Origin of the sequence: Dyadobacter sp. 676, from assembly GCF_040448675.1 — a bacterium.
In the GTDB taxonomy this organism is placed as follows: domain Bacteria; phylum Bacteroidota; class Bacteroidia; order Cytophagales; family Spirosomataceae; genus Dyadobacter.
In genome coordinates this window covers 15767-31772 of record NZ_CP159289.1, presented here as the reverse complement: position 1 = coordinate 31772, position 16006 = coordinate 15767, and the positions used below count along the sequence as shown (strand labels likewise).

The following is a 16006-nucleotide window of genomic DNA, read 5'->3' as shown; positions in this document are numbered from 1 at the left end:
AAGCTATGCAAAAGATTTATCAACTAAGGACCGGAGACATCCTCATTTGCCGGCCAGACAGCCTTCCCTTCATCCAGCATTTCGGCGTCGTAGTCCACGAAGGCCGGGAAACTTATGTATACCACATCGTGCCGGACCGCGACGTTTGCCGCGATACTGCAAAGGAGTTTTTAGCAACGCGTAAGCTTTTGGAAATCCGCCAGACGTCGGCCACGCGCAGGCATATTCTGAATCGATACCGGCAGGTTGCCGGCCGGAAATACAATGTGCTGGATTTTAATTGCGTTCATTTTGCCGAATATCTCACCGCATATATTACTTCACAGCGATTTTAGTTTGCATCACTATCTTTCCGCGTTTAGACCGCAGCATGTATAATCCAGCCGGGACGAAAGAGATTATCGGCTCGCTTTGCGAATAGCTCGCAATAAGTTGGCCCGACTGATTAAACAACTCATGTTGCCAAACGCTTCCAGGCGGCACCTTTACTAAGAACATTCCCTCGGAAGGATTTGGGTATACTGCAATGGCATCCGGCAACGGTTCTTGACCGGTAACGGTAATTGTTTCGGATTCAGAAGAGCACCCTTTTCGCGTTACCATAACTTTGTAAGAACCAGACCCTATTGCTAGGGTGGCCAGGGTATCGCCGGGCAATTTATTGCCGTCTTTGAACCACTGATTCCCGTTGGTGTAGTTAGACATCAAAACTGCGTCCTTAACACCGATAACTGGCTTTGCCGGGAACGGATTAACTTCAATAACAACCTCTTTAAGGGACTTTTCGGATATTCCACATTTATTACCTTTGGCATAATACCGCCCCGCTAATGTGGCTACGAAGGTAGCGCCGCTGCCGACTTTTGTATCATTTAAAAACCATTCGTACGAGTCATATCCGCTTCCCTGGATTTTAAGTTTTACAGATTCCCCCTCACAAATTTTCGTGCTGCCTTCGGCCACGACGTCCAGGCGTTTTGGGAACGGGCAAAAGTCCACTGAAAACTTATACGAATCGAAATGAAACGGATAACCTAATTCGGCACCGGTTTTCCCTTCTATCTCAATGTCATAATTCCCCCCCTTCCAATATGAAAAATTTGCTGTTGGCAGGGGCCGTAAAATCGCTTTCCCGTTTTGAGAATAGCCCTGACGCACCTTTGGGCAAGGTCGCCCGGAAAGTTACCAACCCCCGTGTGTCTAAATATACAGTGAAGCGATCCCGATCGAAGTCCTTGCCGGAAGGCGGCGGTGTCAAAAAGCCTTTATACTCCTGCCCGGAAGACACAACATAGGCATATTCGATGTCCTCCGGCTCGTCGAGGGCATAGTGATTTGTAAACGTCTGCTGTGGTAGTTTGGTGTGCCAAGTTGGTTCCCATGTGTCACTCGCTTGCTGATTACTGTTGTGAACTACGAAAAGATCGCCTTCAACTGAAAGGTAATTGAAAACATTCGCGCTATGCGATCTGACAACGTCGTCGTCGTAACCGCCATATCCACCAATTGTAATGCCTCCGACGCCCACTATACACGCCCATTTGAAGTCCATTGGGATCGATTTGCGATTGAGCCCAACAACGAACCCTGAATACCCATCGCAATCAATGTCCTGTGATTTATAAGTTTTGGGAACATTGGCCTCATGGCCGCCCCAAAGATAGTTTGCTGCGATATTCGGGCGGAAGTCGCGCGCGGCGTCAGACCATTCGTCGTACCCCAAAAGTCCAACAAGTCCCCAAGAGGAAATCTCGCTACCACCATGTGGCGTCCCGGATGTGATTACTTTGGCGACATGGTGAAAACCGTCGCCGACAGGCCAATTATCAGAGTTTTGCAGGCATTCCCGGATCGCAAGCCCCCCCCATGCTATGCCCAAATAGCACTATCTTTTTTGCTCCTGTAACAGACAATATCTTTCTGACAGCGAGCCCCACCGCGAAACCTTGTTTTGCGGCAGCCGCCTGGTTGCTTTGTGCGAAACTGGCTCCAACGTCGAAGTTGATGGCAAACAAATCATTATTCGGATCTAGGTAAGATTCCATATCCAAAACATCACCATACTGCGGACCTGATGCCCGCCGGTTGAGAAATGTTAAATTGGTAGCATTCAGCATAAAATCTAATCTGCTTCCATAGCCGCTTCGCTTTTGATTATGGTCTATGTCAACCTTTAATCCCTGGCTGGCAAGAAAATTCAGTTCTGTGTACCACGTGTCGTCACTGCCGTTCCAGCCATGTACAAACAAAATTGGATAAGGCAGTTTGGTTGCATTTTGCGCGCGGACCTGACTGTTGTAGATAAGAGCGAGGACAACGATAGCGGAGAGCAATTTGTGTGCCATAATTTTACTTTTTATCGAGGCAAAGCATATGAAAGCTGCGCAATACTGCCGGCAATGAAGTGCGTTTTTCAAACGGTATTGATGCCTAAACCAAAGGAATTTCCTTGCGAAAATGCCCTGTACAATGCCCCGTACAGTGCCCCACAAAAATACCCCAGCAAATGGCCCGTATAATAGGGTATCTGCTGGGGCTAATTGTTTCAGAGAGGCCGCGAATTCGCAGCCGTTAATGGTATTTTTCCTCCTTCGTCAGCGGTTCGCCGATCAACTTGTGCAGGGCCCTGACCTGTTTCGGCGTAAACCGCTGCTTTCCCGGTTTCCAATCCAGTACCTTTTTCCCTCTCGCGCCAATCAGCCGCTCGAAGCTTTTGTGTGTGGAAACATTGTATTGCCCAATCAGATCGGATTTTGAAAGAAAGTCCATGTAGATACGGTTGCTGGAAGTTGCTAATAGTTGCTGCAAGTTGCTGGTTGTTACTCTAATATAACACCTATTTGCGAATGTCACAAGTGCCGGTTTATCATTGCAACACGATTTTTAAAAAGGTCAAAATGAAACGATTATGTTACTGATCATCGTGGCAATCATATTTCTGTATTTGCTGACAAAGGCCTGACCGAATGGGACAATTAACGCTGCCACCTGACTACTTTCGAACCGCCGCCGAGCAGTATACGAAGAACCCGACAGAGCGGAAAGCGTGGCTCATCGACCAGATCAAAAAAGCGGAGGCATCGCTACTCCAATACCAGGCCGAGCTCAAAGAGATTGCGGCAGCACTGATAGAGCTCGATGCCGCACCGTCGGATGCCGGCAAGTTAACAGTGATTGGTGGTGTAGTATCCACAATCCCCACAGGTTATACCCAGGTGATCGGCAGCCTGCTTATGATTGCCGGAACCTTTTTCGCCCAGGCCGAAAACAAGGCCAAAGCCAAAAAGATCGAGGAATTAAAAAAAGTGGGGCAACAGCGTTACAACGAGGCGCTGAAAGTCGAGCAATACAGAAAGCGGTATGCCGCCGAGTTGCTCTTTTGGAAATGGCTACCGGTGCTTTTGGTGGCAATCATCCTTTGGTTAATAATTTCTTGACGGCATGGCATCAGTACCAATTAAAGGCGACCGACTAATGGCAAAAGTTGAACTTACGTCGTATAGCGATAAAGAGTGTACAAAAATGTCTCTGCCGATACCTCCGGGCCCGGGTGGATATAAAAAGAGTTTCCAGTTTCCTGCGAAGCGCGCCACTGGTGACGAAGTAGGTGTTTACACTGGAAATTCCTCAGATGTGGGTTATGAGGTAGAAATGGTGTGGAAATGGCGCGCAGGGAAACCGGGGATCCCTTGGAAGTATTTCGATGCGTACAAATTTGTGACTGCATGGGTAAAAAAAGATCAAGTTACCGGCTATTGGGATCAGGGAGTTGATAGCCCATTGAATGACCCCAAAAATCCAATTAACACACCGCCGCCGCAAGGAGACAAGGACAATACCAACACCTATTTACTACTGGCCGTCGGTGCCGGTTTGTTTTTCAAATTCGTTGCTCCAAAACTGAAAGGTAATGGCAAAAATTGAACTCGGAGGGCACCTGTACGATACGAATCTGGACATTGATGTTCAGGCAATATTGGACAAGGTACATGCAGCGGCCAATGGTGAGGAGATACCTGGTGTTCAGGTGTTTCATCTTCCGGAAAATCAATTTACGGCAGAAGAAAATACAACGGCGGCCGCAGCTGGTTTTTCATGGGTGACGATTGCAGTTATAGGAGGGATTATTGCATTGCTGTTTATACCCGCTAAAAAATGATCGACCCGAAAGACGTTCAGGGAATTGGCAATGACCTGCCGGTTATCTCCGAAAATATCAAAGGGACATTTTCCGATGAAGGCCTGATAAGCGCTACTGGTACGATGTATAGCGCGGCACTTTGGAAACTGAATGTCATTTCTGCGACGATTACGCCGGAACTTGGAACGTACATTTTCCTGCATCGTGAAAAATTTTCGTGGCTCGACATCCTGGCTTTTTCGATGGCTATCAGTTCGAAGGCAATCAACAAGTACACCGGGAAAGCGGGATATGTGGTGGGCAAACGGTTTCTGGATAAGATTTCACTGGTACTGATTTCTAAGGAAATTGCCGAGGGAGAGGACGGAAAAGACTGGAATGCGATTTTCGCCGAAAAGGCCAAAGTTGATCCGCTGATCGACGACACCAGCCAGCCGAACAGCCCTTTCAACTCCAATAGCCCATACTATGAACCGGACAAGCCGATTTTTACGTATGATCCCGACAATGGGCTGATTATATACAAGTCCGGATTGATTGTCTGGACGGGGACCGATAAAGAGTATTATGATCCTGACAACGGCCAGGCCGTAAGCTACGACAAGTATAAGAGCTTGATTTATTTCAGCTCCGGGGCGATACTAAATTTCGACACCCTCGAATTGACCAGGCCCGATGGCCAGGTCGAAACTGTGACCAATGACCCAAAGTGGTATGTGAAATATAAACTGGTGCTGATTGCAACGTCCGTACTGATCGTACTGATAATGATTGTAAAACGTCGCAGAAATGGGAAATAAACAAATCGCACTGATCATCATTGCCGTGCTCGTGCTCTGGTACTACACCATGAAAGCCCGTGCCGCCAATGCCCTTATGCTACGCTACTTGCTCCCGAAAAACGTTCGGATCAGCAAAGGCGCCGTAATGTGGGACCAGCCGGTGGTGATCACTAACCCAACCGGTACACCGCTGGGCGTGAACCGGTACTATATCCAAATCCGCCTCGAAGGTTACCCGATTGGCACCGCCTACGAAAACCTGTATGTGAAATTGGTAGCGGGGGGGCGACACAACGATTATAGCTAAGGTGGTGATACCCATCGACGGGCTGATCAGCGCGGTACCGAGCCTGCTCAATGCCGGATCGCAACTTGACTTTCACTTGGTGGGAAATGTAGTGGCCGAAGGGATTACGGCCCCTGTCGATACAACAATTAAAGTCCCGATACCAAAACTGTTCAAGTGATGGCAAGCGAAATTGACGATATTATTTACAACGCCGACGGTACGGTGACGGTAAAATATACCGACGGTACCGCCGTCACATCGGCCCAGCAGAAGGAAATCGATGAAACATCCGATAGCGGTTCGTCGGGTGGTTGGTTGTCAAGCCTGCTGGGGGCTATCCCCGGAATACTGCAATCGCTGTTCCCTAATGGGATCGGCAAGAACGATTACCCGACCGTAACGACCACGCCAGGCGTCACCACGGTCAACACCGGTGCAAACAGTATGAATACGCTGCTGATCGGACTGGTCGTAGCGCTGGTTTTGATCATTCTTTTTATGTCCACCAAACAGCCTGCAAGGGCCAGAAAATGAAGGTAGAAAAAGCAGTAGGTTGGGTACAGGGCGCCAATGGTACGGGCGTGGTGTATGAAATTTCGCATAACGGCGGGTATCTGTTGGCCGTGATCTGGCAGGACAACAAGTTCCACCACTTGACGCTCGATTTTCTCGCACAGCACATCGCGGAGGCCAAAGGCGCATTGACCGCCCCGCGTACCTACTATTTGCCGGAGGGTTCTTTCCCTGTCGATGCCGACGGCACCTTGCCGGTTTCGAACCCTGACGGATGGAAAAGGCTTTACGAAACGCCTACGCCGGCATCGGGCACGACGACCGAAGCCGACGAGCTGGAAATACCGGTAAGCGTTTCTTTTTCAGGAACATTGAAACTAAAAATGGGCGGGGTTTCCGCATTGTTAAAACTTTTTGAATAATGGCAAAAACGCAAACTTCCAACAAGCCCGTAGCGCCGAAGACGCCGCCCGTAAAACCCGCGGCAAGACCGGCTACGACAGCAAAATCCAATGTGCTTGCGCTCGCCGAGCCGGTGCAACAGATTTCAAACCAACCGGCCATGCCGTGGCAGTTCACGCTTTCGGACTACCACCGGGTGGCACCCGACGAAGACCGCCGGGCAGTACTTGCCGCGCTGGAAATCCCGGTGTTCAAGCATAAGGAAAGGCTCAATTATGCCGCCAGGTGGGGGCTCGATCCTGGTTATGTGCTGGTAACGGACATCCAGCCGGTTTAGATAGTATCAAAAATTACACTTCATCATAAATTTAAACATCATGGCAAAAGTACAGTATAACGTAGGTACGTTTAAAGGTTACCTGGGAACCGCCGTTTTGTATCTGGCTAAGACCGCATCCGGTACGGAGTTTCTGACCTACCTTGCTTTGGAGAACCAGACCGAGTATTGGACTTATATGTCCCGTACCGCCGCACAAGGTTATATGCTGAGCAACGACGTGATCCTTTCCAGCAATATCGATGTATCAAAACTGCCCGACGCGGCCCCGGACGGCGTGCTCGACGCAAACGGCCACGTGATTATCGATAACGGGAATGGCCTGCCCCGGCTTTCGACAGGGCAAGGGTACTACACGCTGAAAGGCGAAGGCATCGCCGATTACAGTGACGATGTAGGTACACCGACTTCCGGCACTAAAACTAACAGCACAGTCGTCGTCGCCAGTGGCGCGAAAACGCTCTCCGAGAGCCTGACAGAAGCGGGTGAATGGGCAAAGAAAAACTGGGTGATACTTGTAATCATCGGTGTTGTCCTGTTGGAGGTATTTGGTATAACCCACATTCTCGACAGCCTGAGCGGCAAAAAGAAAACGCTGAAAAAACGCCGCTCGCGATAAGGCGTATATAACACTCCGTCGGGGGGGGCAATTAGGCCACCCCCGGCAAAACATTCGAATAGTTTTCCATCCAAACCATTGTTTCAATCATGGCAAAAACAGCTGTCTCTATGGCTAAGAAAACCAAGCCAAAAAGACCCGATCTGACCGCCCCGCAAACCCAGTGGGATACCTACGAACGTAAGTTGAAAGAGTACGAAGACCACGAAAGAAGGCGAAAAACAGAGCTCAACCGTCGCCGGGGCGTCGGGCGTTCCAAGCGCAAATAACCTGCCTTTCCAACTACCGGCGCGGTGGTCGTCTGTGACCGCCGCGCCCATAAACAATACTGACCATGACCGCCGACAACGCAATACTTTGGTTACAGGCCGAAAGGTTCAATCAGTGGCGCCTTATCCGGGGAGACGCGGGGGGTGAGCGGGAAGAAAAGGTTTCGGAGTATTCCGCCGACGAAGAGTCGGAGGCCGAAGCTGTTGAACGCTTGCGAAACGTATTGCAATTGCTCCAACCGGGACGCTACACGTTGCGCGGCACGGTCGGTAGGCACAAGCAAGCCGCCGCAAGTACCTTCCGGTTCGAGATAACCAGGCAAACCGTTACGCCCATGCACCAGCCCCAAATAGACCAGAACGAAATGTTCGAAAGGGCCATGAAGCTGGCCCGCGAAGAGCTGGCCGTGGAAACCTTCAAAAAGGAGGTATTGACCCGGCTGGACAACCTGGAAAAGAAAGTGGCCGAAATCTCGGAGGCCGTTCTCGACCTGAACGACGACGACGAAGACAACGACAGCGGCGCGATCACCAAGCTCACCAATGTGGCCGCGCAACTTCCCACGCTCGCCAAAGGCTTTGAAACTATGCGCGGGCTATTCAAAACATAAACCGATTTGAAAAACCAAAAACAACGACCCGATGAAAACAAACGACAACACTACGGCAATGGACATGGAGGCGCCCAGGACCGAACAGGACATACTCGACGCCATGCGCGAATTTGCGCTGGTATCCTACCAGACGGTGGGCGCAGACGCTACCTGCCGTAACCTGAAATTTTTAACGAAAGTCATCAGCGAATCGCCGGAAACGTATCAGAAAATTACCAATCCCGACACGGTCGAGAAACTGCAAAAGCTGATTGCCAGCCGTAAAAACGGCAATATGGGCATGATGGAAATCATGTCGGTGATCAGCGAAGTGTCCACTATTTTATCGTAACCAGTATGGCAAAGGAAAACAACATATCCATTCTGCCGATCAGCCCGGAAAACATCAAAATCGCCGAATACTTTGTGATTGTTGTGGTATTGGTCTTGTATTTCCGCGGGCAGATCCGAAAAAACAGGCAGGCGAAGCAGTACGAGCAGGCCGGAACGGATGTGAACACTTCCCACGCCATCCAGGTACGCCAGGCCTGTAACCCGTCGGGGATCAATCTGATGATCGAGTTCGACGGCACCTGGGACAATGATTTGATGCTCGTCGCCGACCAGATCGGCGACCCCGACGCGGTGGGCAAGGCTTATCTGAACCTGTACAACGAAAATATGTACGAGCGCCTGGAAAAGGAGCTTACCAGCGCCAAGTTTCAGCAATGGGTTCAGCGGGCAAAAGCCACGCCGAAGGCGGAACAAACGGTGACGGCAACGGGCGCGAAGCTCGTCGCAGTGAAAGACACCGCCGTTTGGAGCGATACCGACAGCACCAAAGTAGCGCGGAAAGTGAAGGCCGGTGATGCGGTTGGCACCCGTTTGAGGGCCTACTACATCACCAACAGCGCGGGTAAAAAGGACCTGTATTATCTGGTCGGCTGGACGTCCTTTCTGTTCCTGTACAGCCAGGGACTGGTACCGGCCGCCGACGTAAAAGAAGCCTGACGATGGACGATAAGCAAAAAAGGGCGCTGGCACTGCTCGGACTTGGCGTTGGCGCGGTACTGATCGCGACGTCAAGGCCGCGAAAGGTCTCAAAGTATGTCCAGCAGGCCGGAACGATGACGGCCATTCAGCTGGCGCAGGCATACCGGGAACTGGTGAGCTCACCGCTTCGGGTGTTCATTAACCCGACCGATGAAAGCAACCCGGAAACAGGCATGCCCTGGGCTGTTGACCTGGCACATTACACGAAGAGCTACGAAGCGGTGAAAGCCGAATACCTGAAATATTACGGGCGCGACCTTTCCGAGGACCTGATCGCCTGGTTCTATCCGGCCGAGCTCTCGCAATACGTCGACGCACTTTGGAAAGCACACCAACAAGTAATGTCCTAATACGATGCAGATCAGCAGCCAGGCACTCGAAATATTGAAAAACCGTGAGGAATTACGGCTTACCGCCTATCAGGACTCCGCGGGCGTATGGACGATCGGTTACGGCTGCACCACCTACGAAAACGGCGCGAAAGTAAAGGCCGGGGACAAGATCACCGAGGCGAAGGCGGTGCAACTGCTGGGCTACCACGTCGGGAAAGCCGTGGCAACGGTGAACGGTGCGGTTACCGCCACGCTCAACCAGGGACAGTTTGACGCGCTTGTGAGCTTCACCTACAACGTCGGCGGGCCTGCGTTCCAGGGCTCGACATTGCGGGAGCTGGTCAACAAGGACCCAAGCGACCTGATCGTCATCCAGACTGAATTTCGCAGGTGGGTTTACGTGACCGTGAACGGTAAGAAGGTGAAAAGCGCCGGGCTGGTAAACCGGCGAGAGGAAGAAATAGCGATGTACCGGGGCGGAAAAAAAAGTTGAATGGTTCTGGCCCGCTGTTGCGGTCGTACTCCTGATTCTGATACGGTATGCAAAACGGTAACATCGAAAACAAAATCATTGCGGCCTGTATGGTGTTTTTCTGCCTTTTGATGGCGGCAATGGTGTTTTTAACCTACCGGGTGACGGGCCGGGCCTGCCGGTGTGAACAGGTAATCCCGGCCGGCATCCAGGAAATAGACAACGCGCTCGACGCGATAAGCCATGCGAAAGATTCGGTTTCTGTGCATTCTGATACTACTGTGCTCGGCTCGTACCGCGAGCTGCTCGAACGGTATGGGCGACACCCTCCGGACTGATTTGCCGGGCGTGGCCGAAATGTTGCCCCGGATCAACCGCGACCTGAAAATATGCGACCTCGTAAAAAAGGAAAATACACTACTCAACTTCCAGGCGGCAGGGCTGAAAACCGTCGCGTCACAAGAAACCAAGCGGGCCGACCGCGCCGAGCAGGCCGCCCGGCGTCAGAAGCGCAAACGTATCCGGTCGCACATCGTGCGGACGGTCGCGGAAGTAGCAGTAATGATGTTTATCCTAATGATTTAACAGTGGTCGAAATTTTGAAATTCGCCATCGGCGCCATCGCTGGCAGCACCATGCTGATGCAGATCGTCCGCCATTTCATCCAGCGAAAAAAGTACGAAATCGATGTCCGCAGACTGGAAATTGAAAACGATGGTTTGATTTCCGAACACTGGAAAGATTTGTATACCGAGCTACGGACGGTGCAGCAAGAGCAGGCCCGGCAAATCGAGCAGCTCGTGCGTGAAAACATGGAGCTGCGCGAAAAATGCGAAGCATTGCAGCGGCAGATAGAAATTAACCTGAACTGATATGTTCTTTTTCCTGGTCACCCATTTCGAAATTTTTCTGATCGTCTACGCGGCTGTTTTGCTCGATACCCTCGTCAGCGTCGGGCAAGCCGTGATCGGCCGCGTTTTTAACTGGCGCTTCCTTCCCGCGTTCCTGAACAAGCTCTTGAAATACACCGCCTACCTGATGTTCGGGAACCTGGTCGAATACTTCGCCGACCTGACCGGCTATGCAACCGACGGCCTGGGGCTTTATCTGGTAGCGTCGGTACTGATCGCGGCCGAAAGCGCCAGCGTACGCCGAAGCCTTTTAGCACTCACAAACCGCAATAAATCATGAAACTACTCGCAGCCATTTTTATCATCGTGATCCTGCTCGACATTCAGCGCAGGATCAAGGCGAGCTACGTCACGCAGAAACAGTTTGCAGACTACAAAGCCGGTCAGGACGCCATCAATAAGGACGTCGAAAAACGGCTTGCGTCGCTCGAATCGTCGGCTTTTGCCTAATACATCAAATTATACTTCATCGCAACATGAAAAAGTACATCCTTTTCGCGCTGCTCGCGCTGGCGGGCACACTTACTTTCGGGCAAGCCCCGGACACATCCACGCTGGAAAAGAAGGCCCGTTGGCATTACGGCCAGATCAAGGACAACAAGGTTCGGGCCATCACGCCGCTCAACTTCCGGAAGGCGTTCAATGCCGTTACGAACCTGGCCATGCAGACGATCATTCCCGACACCATTACGCACCCGCCGATCACCTGGGCGCCGGAAGACTACCCCGAAGGTCTTTCGATGTATTATATCAGGCCCCAGGATGGCTGGCCGTTTTTCGGGACGCTGTTTGTCGAAAAGAACGCGGAGGGGCATGTGGTGCAGACCATTACGGCCAATGACACCCCGTTCCTGGATCAACGGAAGCGGTCGAGCAATGCCGGTGGGGGGGCCTTTTACCTGGGGTGAATGGAATGTATACGTCGTGCAGGTAAACTACGACCCGCCGGTTTTAGGGCCGCAGGGGACGGACAACATAGACGTCCCCGCCCCAGGCGTTGACCGGTTTTCCCGGATTAAGCGCGTCATTATTTCCCAGGACGTAGCACCCGTTAAAATTAGTGTGAATGTTGATCCGGGCGTTGATGGACAAATAGGTGTTTTCTCGTATAACAGCGACCTTGCCAATCCCACCGATGCAAGTCCTGTTTCCCTGACGATTTTTATTGAAGACTGATATGGCAAAGAAGAAACAACCCGTCGCAAAAAAGGTAAAGGCGTTCTTTGCCGAAAAAGCCAACCGGAAATACATTGCCCTGGCCGTTGTCGTGCTGGCCGTTTTCATTGTTGCCAAACTGTCAAAGAAACCGACGACATCCAGTGATACCACCGGCAACAAGGATCAAACCGGAACCGGCGGCGGCTCTTCGGCCTTACCTGATTACAGCGCCAATGCCGACGCCGCACTCGGTAGCTATTCCATCAGCAAAGGCGGCCGGGAATTTACCTTTTCCCGTACGCCGGAATTTGCAATCCAGTTCAACGACGACGGCACGATTACCGACGTAACGCCAGGGCTTAATTTCGACGGCACGACTAACAAGATCGGTAACATGCGTGTCTACTACATGCTGGGTTACTGTGTATTCCAAAATTCGAACGGCACTTACAATAAGTTTGCGGGCGTGTACCTTCCTGATGGTATTTACACGCTCCGCCAGTTTGTGGCCGACGAGAACGTGGCGCCCAATCTGGGGGCCTTCAAACAGAAACTTTCCGGTTGGAACGGCGGCGTGAATGCCAGCAACAGCCGGCTTTCCGAAATATTCCTGTCCGTGAAAACAACGGCCTCGCAGGGAAATTCCGCTGTGCCCCGTTGGCTTCGGGTATCCCGGCACCTGGTATTCCCGTCGGTGGCCGTAGCAAAGGATTGGACGGCTTACAAAAAGTTCTTTTGCCTGGTAGACCAGAACAGGGGAAGCACCGCGCAGCAGTACCAGAACCTCGGAGTAAATACCGACCTAGACTACAACAATCCATCGCCGCAGCCGAAAACATGGAACACGCCACGTAAGGGCGATGCTACGATACAGCCGGAAAGCTGGTTCTACGACCAGGGAAAAGGCTGGATTGAGCGCTCCGGGCCGTCCAAACGCTTCGTTCTTACCGACGAGTACCCGGAAAATATGCAAGGGCAGGACCCACAGATCGATGAAAAGATGTACCATTTCTACAAGGGCGCATTGGATCGGATCGTTCAGGTCCATGGGCCGACCAACAAGCGGGACACCGGCCTGTATGGATCTTACGGGATTGACAATGTGGCCGGGCTCATCCGTACCGACGCGCTTCGCTACGACCGCGCCGTGTACGAGGAGTCTTTGACTACCCACATCCACGACATATACGACCCGGCCACTTCCCAATGGGCAGGGCCTTGCAAGTACTACACGACGGGCGCGGTCAACGTCCGGAATGTGAACCATTCGCGCTACATGTATAACGATGTGAAAATGCTTCCCTACGAAATCATCTATGTGAACGAGCGTGTCAAGATCGGAACCAAAACCTACCAGGGGCAGGACCGCGAGGCCAACATTATCGGCTTCGGCTGGGCAAAAGCGCAAAGCATGGTCGAACCCATCGGTTTTGGTATCGAATATGCCAGTACCGGCGAAATCATCCCATACCCGAACGGCGAACTACACAGCAAAGAAAACCTTGAGATACCCATGCCCTGGGAGGAAGCCTTCACGGCAGGGTTCTGGTGCACGCTTGTTTTCAATGGCGTCGCACTCTGGAATGCACCCGGCGCCCGCTTCGGCACCGACGCTTCGAAGTTGCACTGGTGGACAAACCAGCCGGTATTCTGGAAAAAGACCGGCGGGAATTGGGAGCCATACGTTTCCGGCCAGAACGGCGCACCGGTCAACAGCGATACCGGCTTGATGCACCGCTTGTGGGCATGCCCGATCGACGCCTATTACGCCGGGTCGGAGGCCGTTTGGGCCATCCGCGACCGTATCCAGGTCCTCGAACACGTCTCCTACCAATCCAGCAAAGGTACTTTCATCGCCCAGCCCGGTGCGGCCGGTTCGCACTTGAACGGCTTCGGCCCGGTGAACCAGCATTTCTTTGCCGTGCGCGACGCGCTCGATCAGGGAAAGGGGATTTCACTGCGCGGATCGGGCAACGCCGGGAAAGTGCTTATTTACTACAATGGTCATCTGGCGCCTCACGAATATGAGGACAACGTGATAATCGACGGCGTGAACCTTGGCCGGGTTTACGGCCGGCAGACAGTGTCTAGAGTTGTTTAGGGGTTAATTTGGTTTTTAGTATTGTTGATGATCGAAAAGCCAGCCTGGGTTCCGGGCTGGCTTTTTTTGTGTGTGAGCAACAAAGTGAGCCTTTTAAGGAGCGGACTGCACAGAAAATCCGCTCAAACATACCGATTGAGAATATTTTCAGCTAGGACCGTTACTTTTTTCTTTCACGGCGTATAAATGGTACCGGCGGTATGTCGGGCAATATGTGTCAATTGACGCCCGGAAGCTCTGTCGTTGTGCGTTTTGATGATCCATTAGCATCGTTTCTACGTTTCTAGGCGGCAAAAAAGATTTTGAGGCCTAGATGGCGGGGCCAAATACTGGTTGTTTCTATGGTGTAGAATTTTGTAGCTGATATTTATACATATTATGAGATGTTTGTTCTATACTAAGAATCAAAATATAACGACAAATTTTAATTTGGTAAAACAAAATTTGTCGTTATATTTCGACACATCATCAAACTAATACTCGTTGTAAATCTATCCTTTATCAACAGTAGCCTAACATTTAAATGCTTACCATGCGTGAACATTTAGCCTGCTATATTCGTGACGACTGGATCAGTAGTGTAACTTAATTAAGGTTAACTATTAAATATTTAAACGCAAGATCCATGAAACAGTTTAATACGGTATCAGTTAGCATCATATCCTTTTTCTTGATATTGATAATTTCGTGTCGTGAACTTGACCCCGACACCCACACACTGACCAGCAAAGAGCAGATGTTAGACAAGCTCACGATTGGAGAGGCTCAGGAATACTACAAAGATATTTTGAGCCTTACACCTGCACCCGAAGGCAATAGGTTGACGGCAGAAATGACTGGGCACCCGATTGAGAAAGATGTAAACTTCGATGCGGCATTTACATATCAGCTACCAAACGTTGAAGGAAACATTGTAGTTGCCCCCCTGAAGTACAAATTGATGGACGAGACTATGTACTTAGCTGGCGACGAAGCTAAGGGGTCGAAGCCAAAGAAAGAGGAATTTAGAAAAAAAGAAATAAATCATCTTAACAATTTGGTTGTCTTTAAGACCAGAGATGGAAAAGTCGAAAGTTGCGTACAAAGAATTATATCTTTTGATACAAAAAAGAAAAAAGGTCCAGCAGGAATCAAATGGGCTAACTTTAGCGGTTTGGTGGAATACTTTGACTGGAACGAAAATTTTCTCTTTGGCTTCGTGGTGAAGAGGGGAAAAGTGGCTAGTACAATTAACTCAATTAGTACAAATGGGAGTAGTTCAACAGATGGCCGCACCAATGCCTGCATAATAGAATCATGTTTCCATTACTACGCATGCAGCCGGAATTCTCAAACAGGGGCTTTGGAAAACTGTAGCGGTGTTACTTCTACATGTCAAATATTGAATGTCACCTGTATCGATACCTCTAATCCTAACCTTGGTTATTCTATTCCTCCTGGAATGGGTGGGACATATGTTGATCCAAATAATCCAGCCGTTGCTGCAATTTGGGACAGGGGACAGGTCGTGAATCAGATTCAGAATAACCCCATGTCTCTGCTTAACACTACTGATTGCCCGCAGAATGTCGCCTCGTGGGTCCCCTTATCAAAATTCGTCCCTTCGCAAAGTGTATTAGATAGATTGGCGCAATTAAATTCTATGACACTTTTCAATCCGTATTACCTACAGACCCTCGGTACAGCTAATGGAACAGTCGTAAACTGCGATTGGTTTTCAGTTACGGTATCAACTCTTCCAGCAGGATATACAAACAATCCTAGTGGATTTCTTGAGTACCTTAGACAAAATATAAACAGCTTCGCTACTGGCGGTGGAGGAACCACATTTGAAGGTCATCCACAAATACCAGGAGAACAGTCGAAATGGATAAATGATCCTTATACATCAGTCGTATTCATCGATGTCCCTGGCCCACAGAATGGCGCAGTTGTCACATCTCAAAAGTCATCTGACAGCTGGATCTTCTCTACTATACACGATCTGTAGGCTTTCCCGAATTTAGGACAGTGTAGGATTAGACTCGAAATGAG

The 16006-nt window shown here is 50.5% G+C and carries 29 protein-coding genes; 25 read left to right on the top strand and 4 right to left on the bottom strand.

All coding sequences use genetic code 11. The features are described from left to right. The first annotated feature begins 5 nt into the window (after nt 1-5). Nucleotides 6-335 (top strand): hypothetical protein, encoded by a 330-nt coding sequence (locus ABV298_RS00185; RefSeq protein ID WP_353720193.1) that lies wholly within the window; start codon nt 6-8, stop codon nt 333-335. Here the strand turns inward: ABV298_RS00185 and ABV298_RS00180 are convergent. The 4 genes from ABV298_RS00180 to ABV298_RS00165 form a co-directional block, all read right to left on the bottom strand. After that, on the bottom strand, nt 316-1158 hold the full coding sequence (locus ABV298_RS00180) for a T9SS type A sorting domain-containing protein (RefSeq protein ID WP_353720192.1): 843 nt from the start codon (nt 1156-1158) through the stop codon (nt 316-318). The two genes, ABV298_RS00185 and ABV298_RS00180, sit on opposite strands and share 20 nt — an antisense overlap. Beyond that, complete coding sequence (locus ABV298_RS00175; RefSeq protein ID WP_353720191.1) at nt 1070-1879, bottom strand: hypothetical protein; 810 nt, start codon at nt 1877-1879, stop codon at nt 1070-1072. Before ABV298_RS00175 ends, ABV298_RS00180 begins: the two co-directional genes overlap by 89 nt. Further along, nucleotides 1827-2345, bottom strand: a complete 519-nt coding sequence (locus ABV298_RS00170; RefSeq protein WP_353720190.1) for an alpha/beta hydrolase — start codon at nt 2343-2345, stop codon at nt 1827-1829. Before ABV298_RS00170 ends, ABV298_RS00175 begins: the two co-directional genes overlap by 53 nt. A gap of 226 nt (nt 2346-2571) precedes the next feature. Further along, complete coding sequence (locus ABV298_RS00165; RefSeq protein WP_353720189.1) at nt 2572-2769, bottom strand: hypothetical protein; 198 nt, start codon at nt 2767-2769, stop codon at nt 2572-2574. Between the two features lie 197 nt (nt 2770-2966). On the opposite strand from ABV298_RS00165, the gene ABV298_RS00160 reads away from it, so the two are divergent. From ABV298_RS00160 to ABV298_RS00045, 24 genes are all read left to right on the top strand, one after another. Beyond that, nucleotides 2967-3437: a hypothetical protein gene (locus tag ABV298_RS00160; protein WP_353720188.1), complete on the top strand. Its 471-nt coding sequence runs from the start codon at nt 2967-2969 to the stop codon at nt 3435-3437. A gap of 4 nt (nt 3438-3441) precedes the next feature. Continuing rightward, nucleotides 3442-3924, top strand: a complete 483-nt coding sequence (locus ABV298_RS00155) for a hypothetical protein (protein ID WP_353720187.1) — start codon at nt 3442-3444, stop codon at nt 3922-3924. Continuing rightward, complete coding sequence (locus tag ABV298_RS00150) at nt 3911-4159, top strand: hypothetical protein (protein ID WP_353720186.1); 249 nt, start codon at nt 3911-3913, stop codon at nt 4157-4159. The genes ABV298_RS00155 and ABV298_RS00150 overlap by 14 nt, the downstream gene beginning before the upstream one ends. Continuing rightward, nucleotides 4156-4941, top strand: coding sequence for a hypothetical protein (locus ABV298_RS00145; protein WP_353720185.1), 786 nt, complete (start codon nt 4156-4158; stop codon nt 4939-4941). The genes ABV298_RS00150 and ABV298_RS00145 overlap by 4 nt, the downstream gene beginning before the upstream one ends. Then, complete coding sequence (locus ABV298_RS00140; protein ID WP_353720184.1) at nt 4931-5230, top strand: hypothetical protein; 300 nt, start codon at nt 4931-4933, stop codon at nt 5228-5230. Before ABV298_RS00145 ends, ABV298_RS00140 begins: the two co-directional genes overlap by 11 nt. A gap of 159 nt (nt 5231-5389) precedes the next feature. Beyond that, a complete protein-coding gene (locus ABV298_RS00135; RefSeq protein WP_353720183.1) occupies nt 5390-5746 on the top strand; it encodes a hypothetical protein in 357 nt (118 codons plus the stop codon). Continuing rightward, entirely contained in the window at nt 5743-6147 is a 405-nt protein-coding gene (locus ABV298_RS00130) for a hypothetical protein (protein WP_353720182.1), read from the top strand. Before ABV298_RS00135 ends, ABV298_RS00130 begins: the two co-directional genes overlap by 4 nt. After that, nucleotides 6147-6464: a hypothetical protein gene (locus ABV298_RS00125; protein WP_353720181.1), complete on the top strand. Its 318-nt coding sequence runs from the start codon at nt 6147-6149 to the stop codon at nt 6462-6464. Before ABV298_RS00130 ends, ABV298_RS00125 begins: the two co-directional genes overlap by 1 nt. 40 nt (nt 6465-6504) lie before the next feature. Then, nucleotides 6505-7083, top strand: coding sequence for a hypothetical protein (locus ABV298_RS00120; RefSeq protein ID WP_353720180.1), 579 nt, complete (start codon nt 6505-6507; stop codon nt 7081-7083). 110 nt (nt 7084-7193) lie between these two features. Next, nucleotides 7194-7352: a hypothetical protein gene (locus ABV298_RS00115; protein ID WP_353720179.1), complete on the top strand. Its 159-nt coding sequence runs from the start codon at nt 7194-7196 to the stop codon at nt 7350-7352. Between the two features lie 65 nt (nt 7353-7417). Next, entirely contained in the window at nt 7418-7963 is a 546-nt protein-coding gene (locus tag ABV298_RS00110) for a hypothetical protein (protein ID WP_353720178.1), read from the top strand. A 31-nt stretch (nt 7964-7994) separates the two neighbouring features. After that, nucleotides 7995-8297, top strand: a complete 303-nt coding sequence (locus ABV298_RS00105; protein WP_353720177.1) for a hypothetical protein — start codon at nt 7995-7997, stop codon at nt 8295-8297. A gap of 5 nt (nt 8298-8302) precedes the next feature. Continuing rightward, the gene (locus ABV298_RS00100; protein WP_353720176.1) at nt 8303-8956 is read left to right on the top strand and encodes a hypothetical protein; all 654 of its coding nucleotides are present in this window, start codon (nt 8303-8305) and stop codon (nt 8954-8956) included. A 2-nt stretch (nt 8957-8958) separates the two neighbouring features. Beyond that, on the top strand, nt 8959-9348 hold the full coding sequence (locus ABV298_RS00095; RefSeq protein WP_353720175.1) for a hypothetical protein: 390 nt from the start codon (nt 8959-8961) through the stop codon (nt 9346-9348). Between the two features lie 4 nt (nt 9349-9352). After that, nucleotides 9353-9823 carry a lysozyme gene (locus ABV298_RS00090; RefSeq protein ID WP_353720174.1) on the top strand — a complete coding sequence of 157 codons (471 nt, stop codon included), beginning with the start codon at nt 9353-9355 and terminating at the stop codon, nt 9821-9823. Nucleotides 9824-9870: 47 nt separating this feature from the next. After that, nucleotides 9871-10140: a hypothetical protein gene (locus tag ABV298_RS00085; protein ID WP_353720173.1), complete on the top strand. Its 270-nt coding sequence runs from the start codon at nt 9871-9873 to the stop codon at nt 10138-10140. Beyond that, nucleotides 10118-10387 (top strand): hypothetical protein, encoded by a 270-nt coding sequence (locus ABV298_RS00080; protein WP_353720172.1) that lies wholly within the window; start codon nt 10118-10120, stop codon nt 10385-10387. Before ABV298_RS00085 ends, ABV298_RS00080 begins: the two co-directional genes overlap by 23 nt. A 14-nt stretch (nt 10388-10401) precedes the next feature. Next, the gene (locus tag ABV298_RS00075; protein WP_353720171.1) at nt 10402-10674 is read left to right on the top strand and encodes a hypothetical protein; all 273 of its coding nucleotides are present in this window, start codon (nt 10402-10404) and stop codon (nt 10672-10674) included. Nucleotide 10675: 1 nt separating this feature from the next. Further along, the gene (locus ABV298_RS00070; RefSeq protein ID WP_353720170.1) at nt 10676-10993 is read left to right on the top strand and encodes a hypothetical protein; all 318 of its coding nucleotides are present in this window, start codon (nt 10676-10678) and stop codon (nt 10991-10993) included. Next, entirely contained in the window at nt 10990-11163 is a 174-nt protein-coding gene (locus ABV298_RS00065) for a hypothetical protein (RefSeq protein ID WP_353720169.1), read from the top strand. Before ABV298_RS00070 ends, ABV298_RS00065 begins: the two co-directional genes overlap by 4 nt. Nucleotides 11164-11189: 26 nt before the next feature. Continuing rightward, nucleotides 11190-11621, top strand: a complete 432-nt coding sequence (locus ABV298_RS00060) for a hypothetical protein (RefSeq protein ID WP_353720168.1) — start codon at nt 11190-11192, stop codon at nt 11619-11621. Further along, nucleotides 11590-11889 (top strand): hypothetical protein, encoded by a 300-nt coding sequence (locus ABV298_RS00055; protein ID WP_353720167.1) that lies wholly within the window; start codon nt 11590-11592, stop codon nt 11887-11889. Before ABV298_RS00060 ends, ABV298_RS00055 begins: the two co-directional genes overlap by 32 nt. A gap of 1 nt (nt 11890) precedes the next feature. Continuing rightward, nucleotides 11891-13972 (top strand): hypothetical protein, encoded by a 2082-nt coding sequence (locus ABV298_RS00050; RefSeq protein ID WP_353720166.1) that lies wholly within the window; start codon nt 11891-11893, stop codon nt 13970-13972. Nucleotides 13973-14597: 625 nt separating this feature from the next. Continuing rightward, on the top strand, nt 14598-15962 hold the full coding sequence (locus ABV298_RS00045; protein WP_353720165.1) for a hypothetical protein: 1365 nt from the start codon (nt 14598-14600) through the stop codon (nt 15960-15962). Nucleotides 15963-16006: the final 44 nt, after the last annotated feature.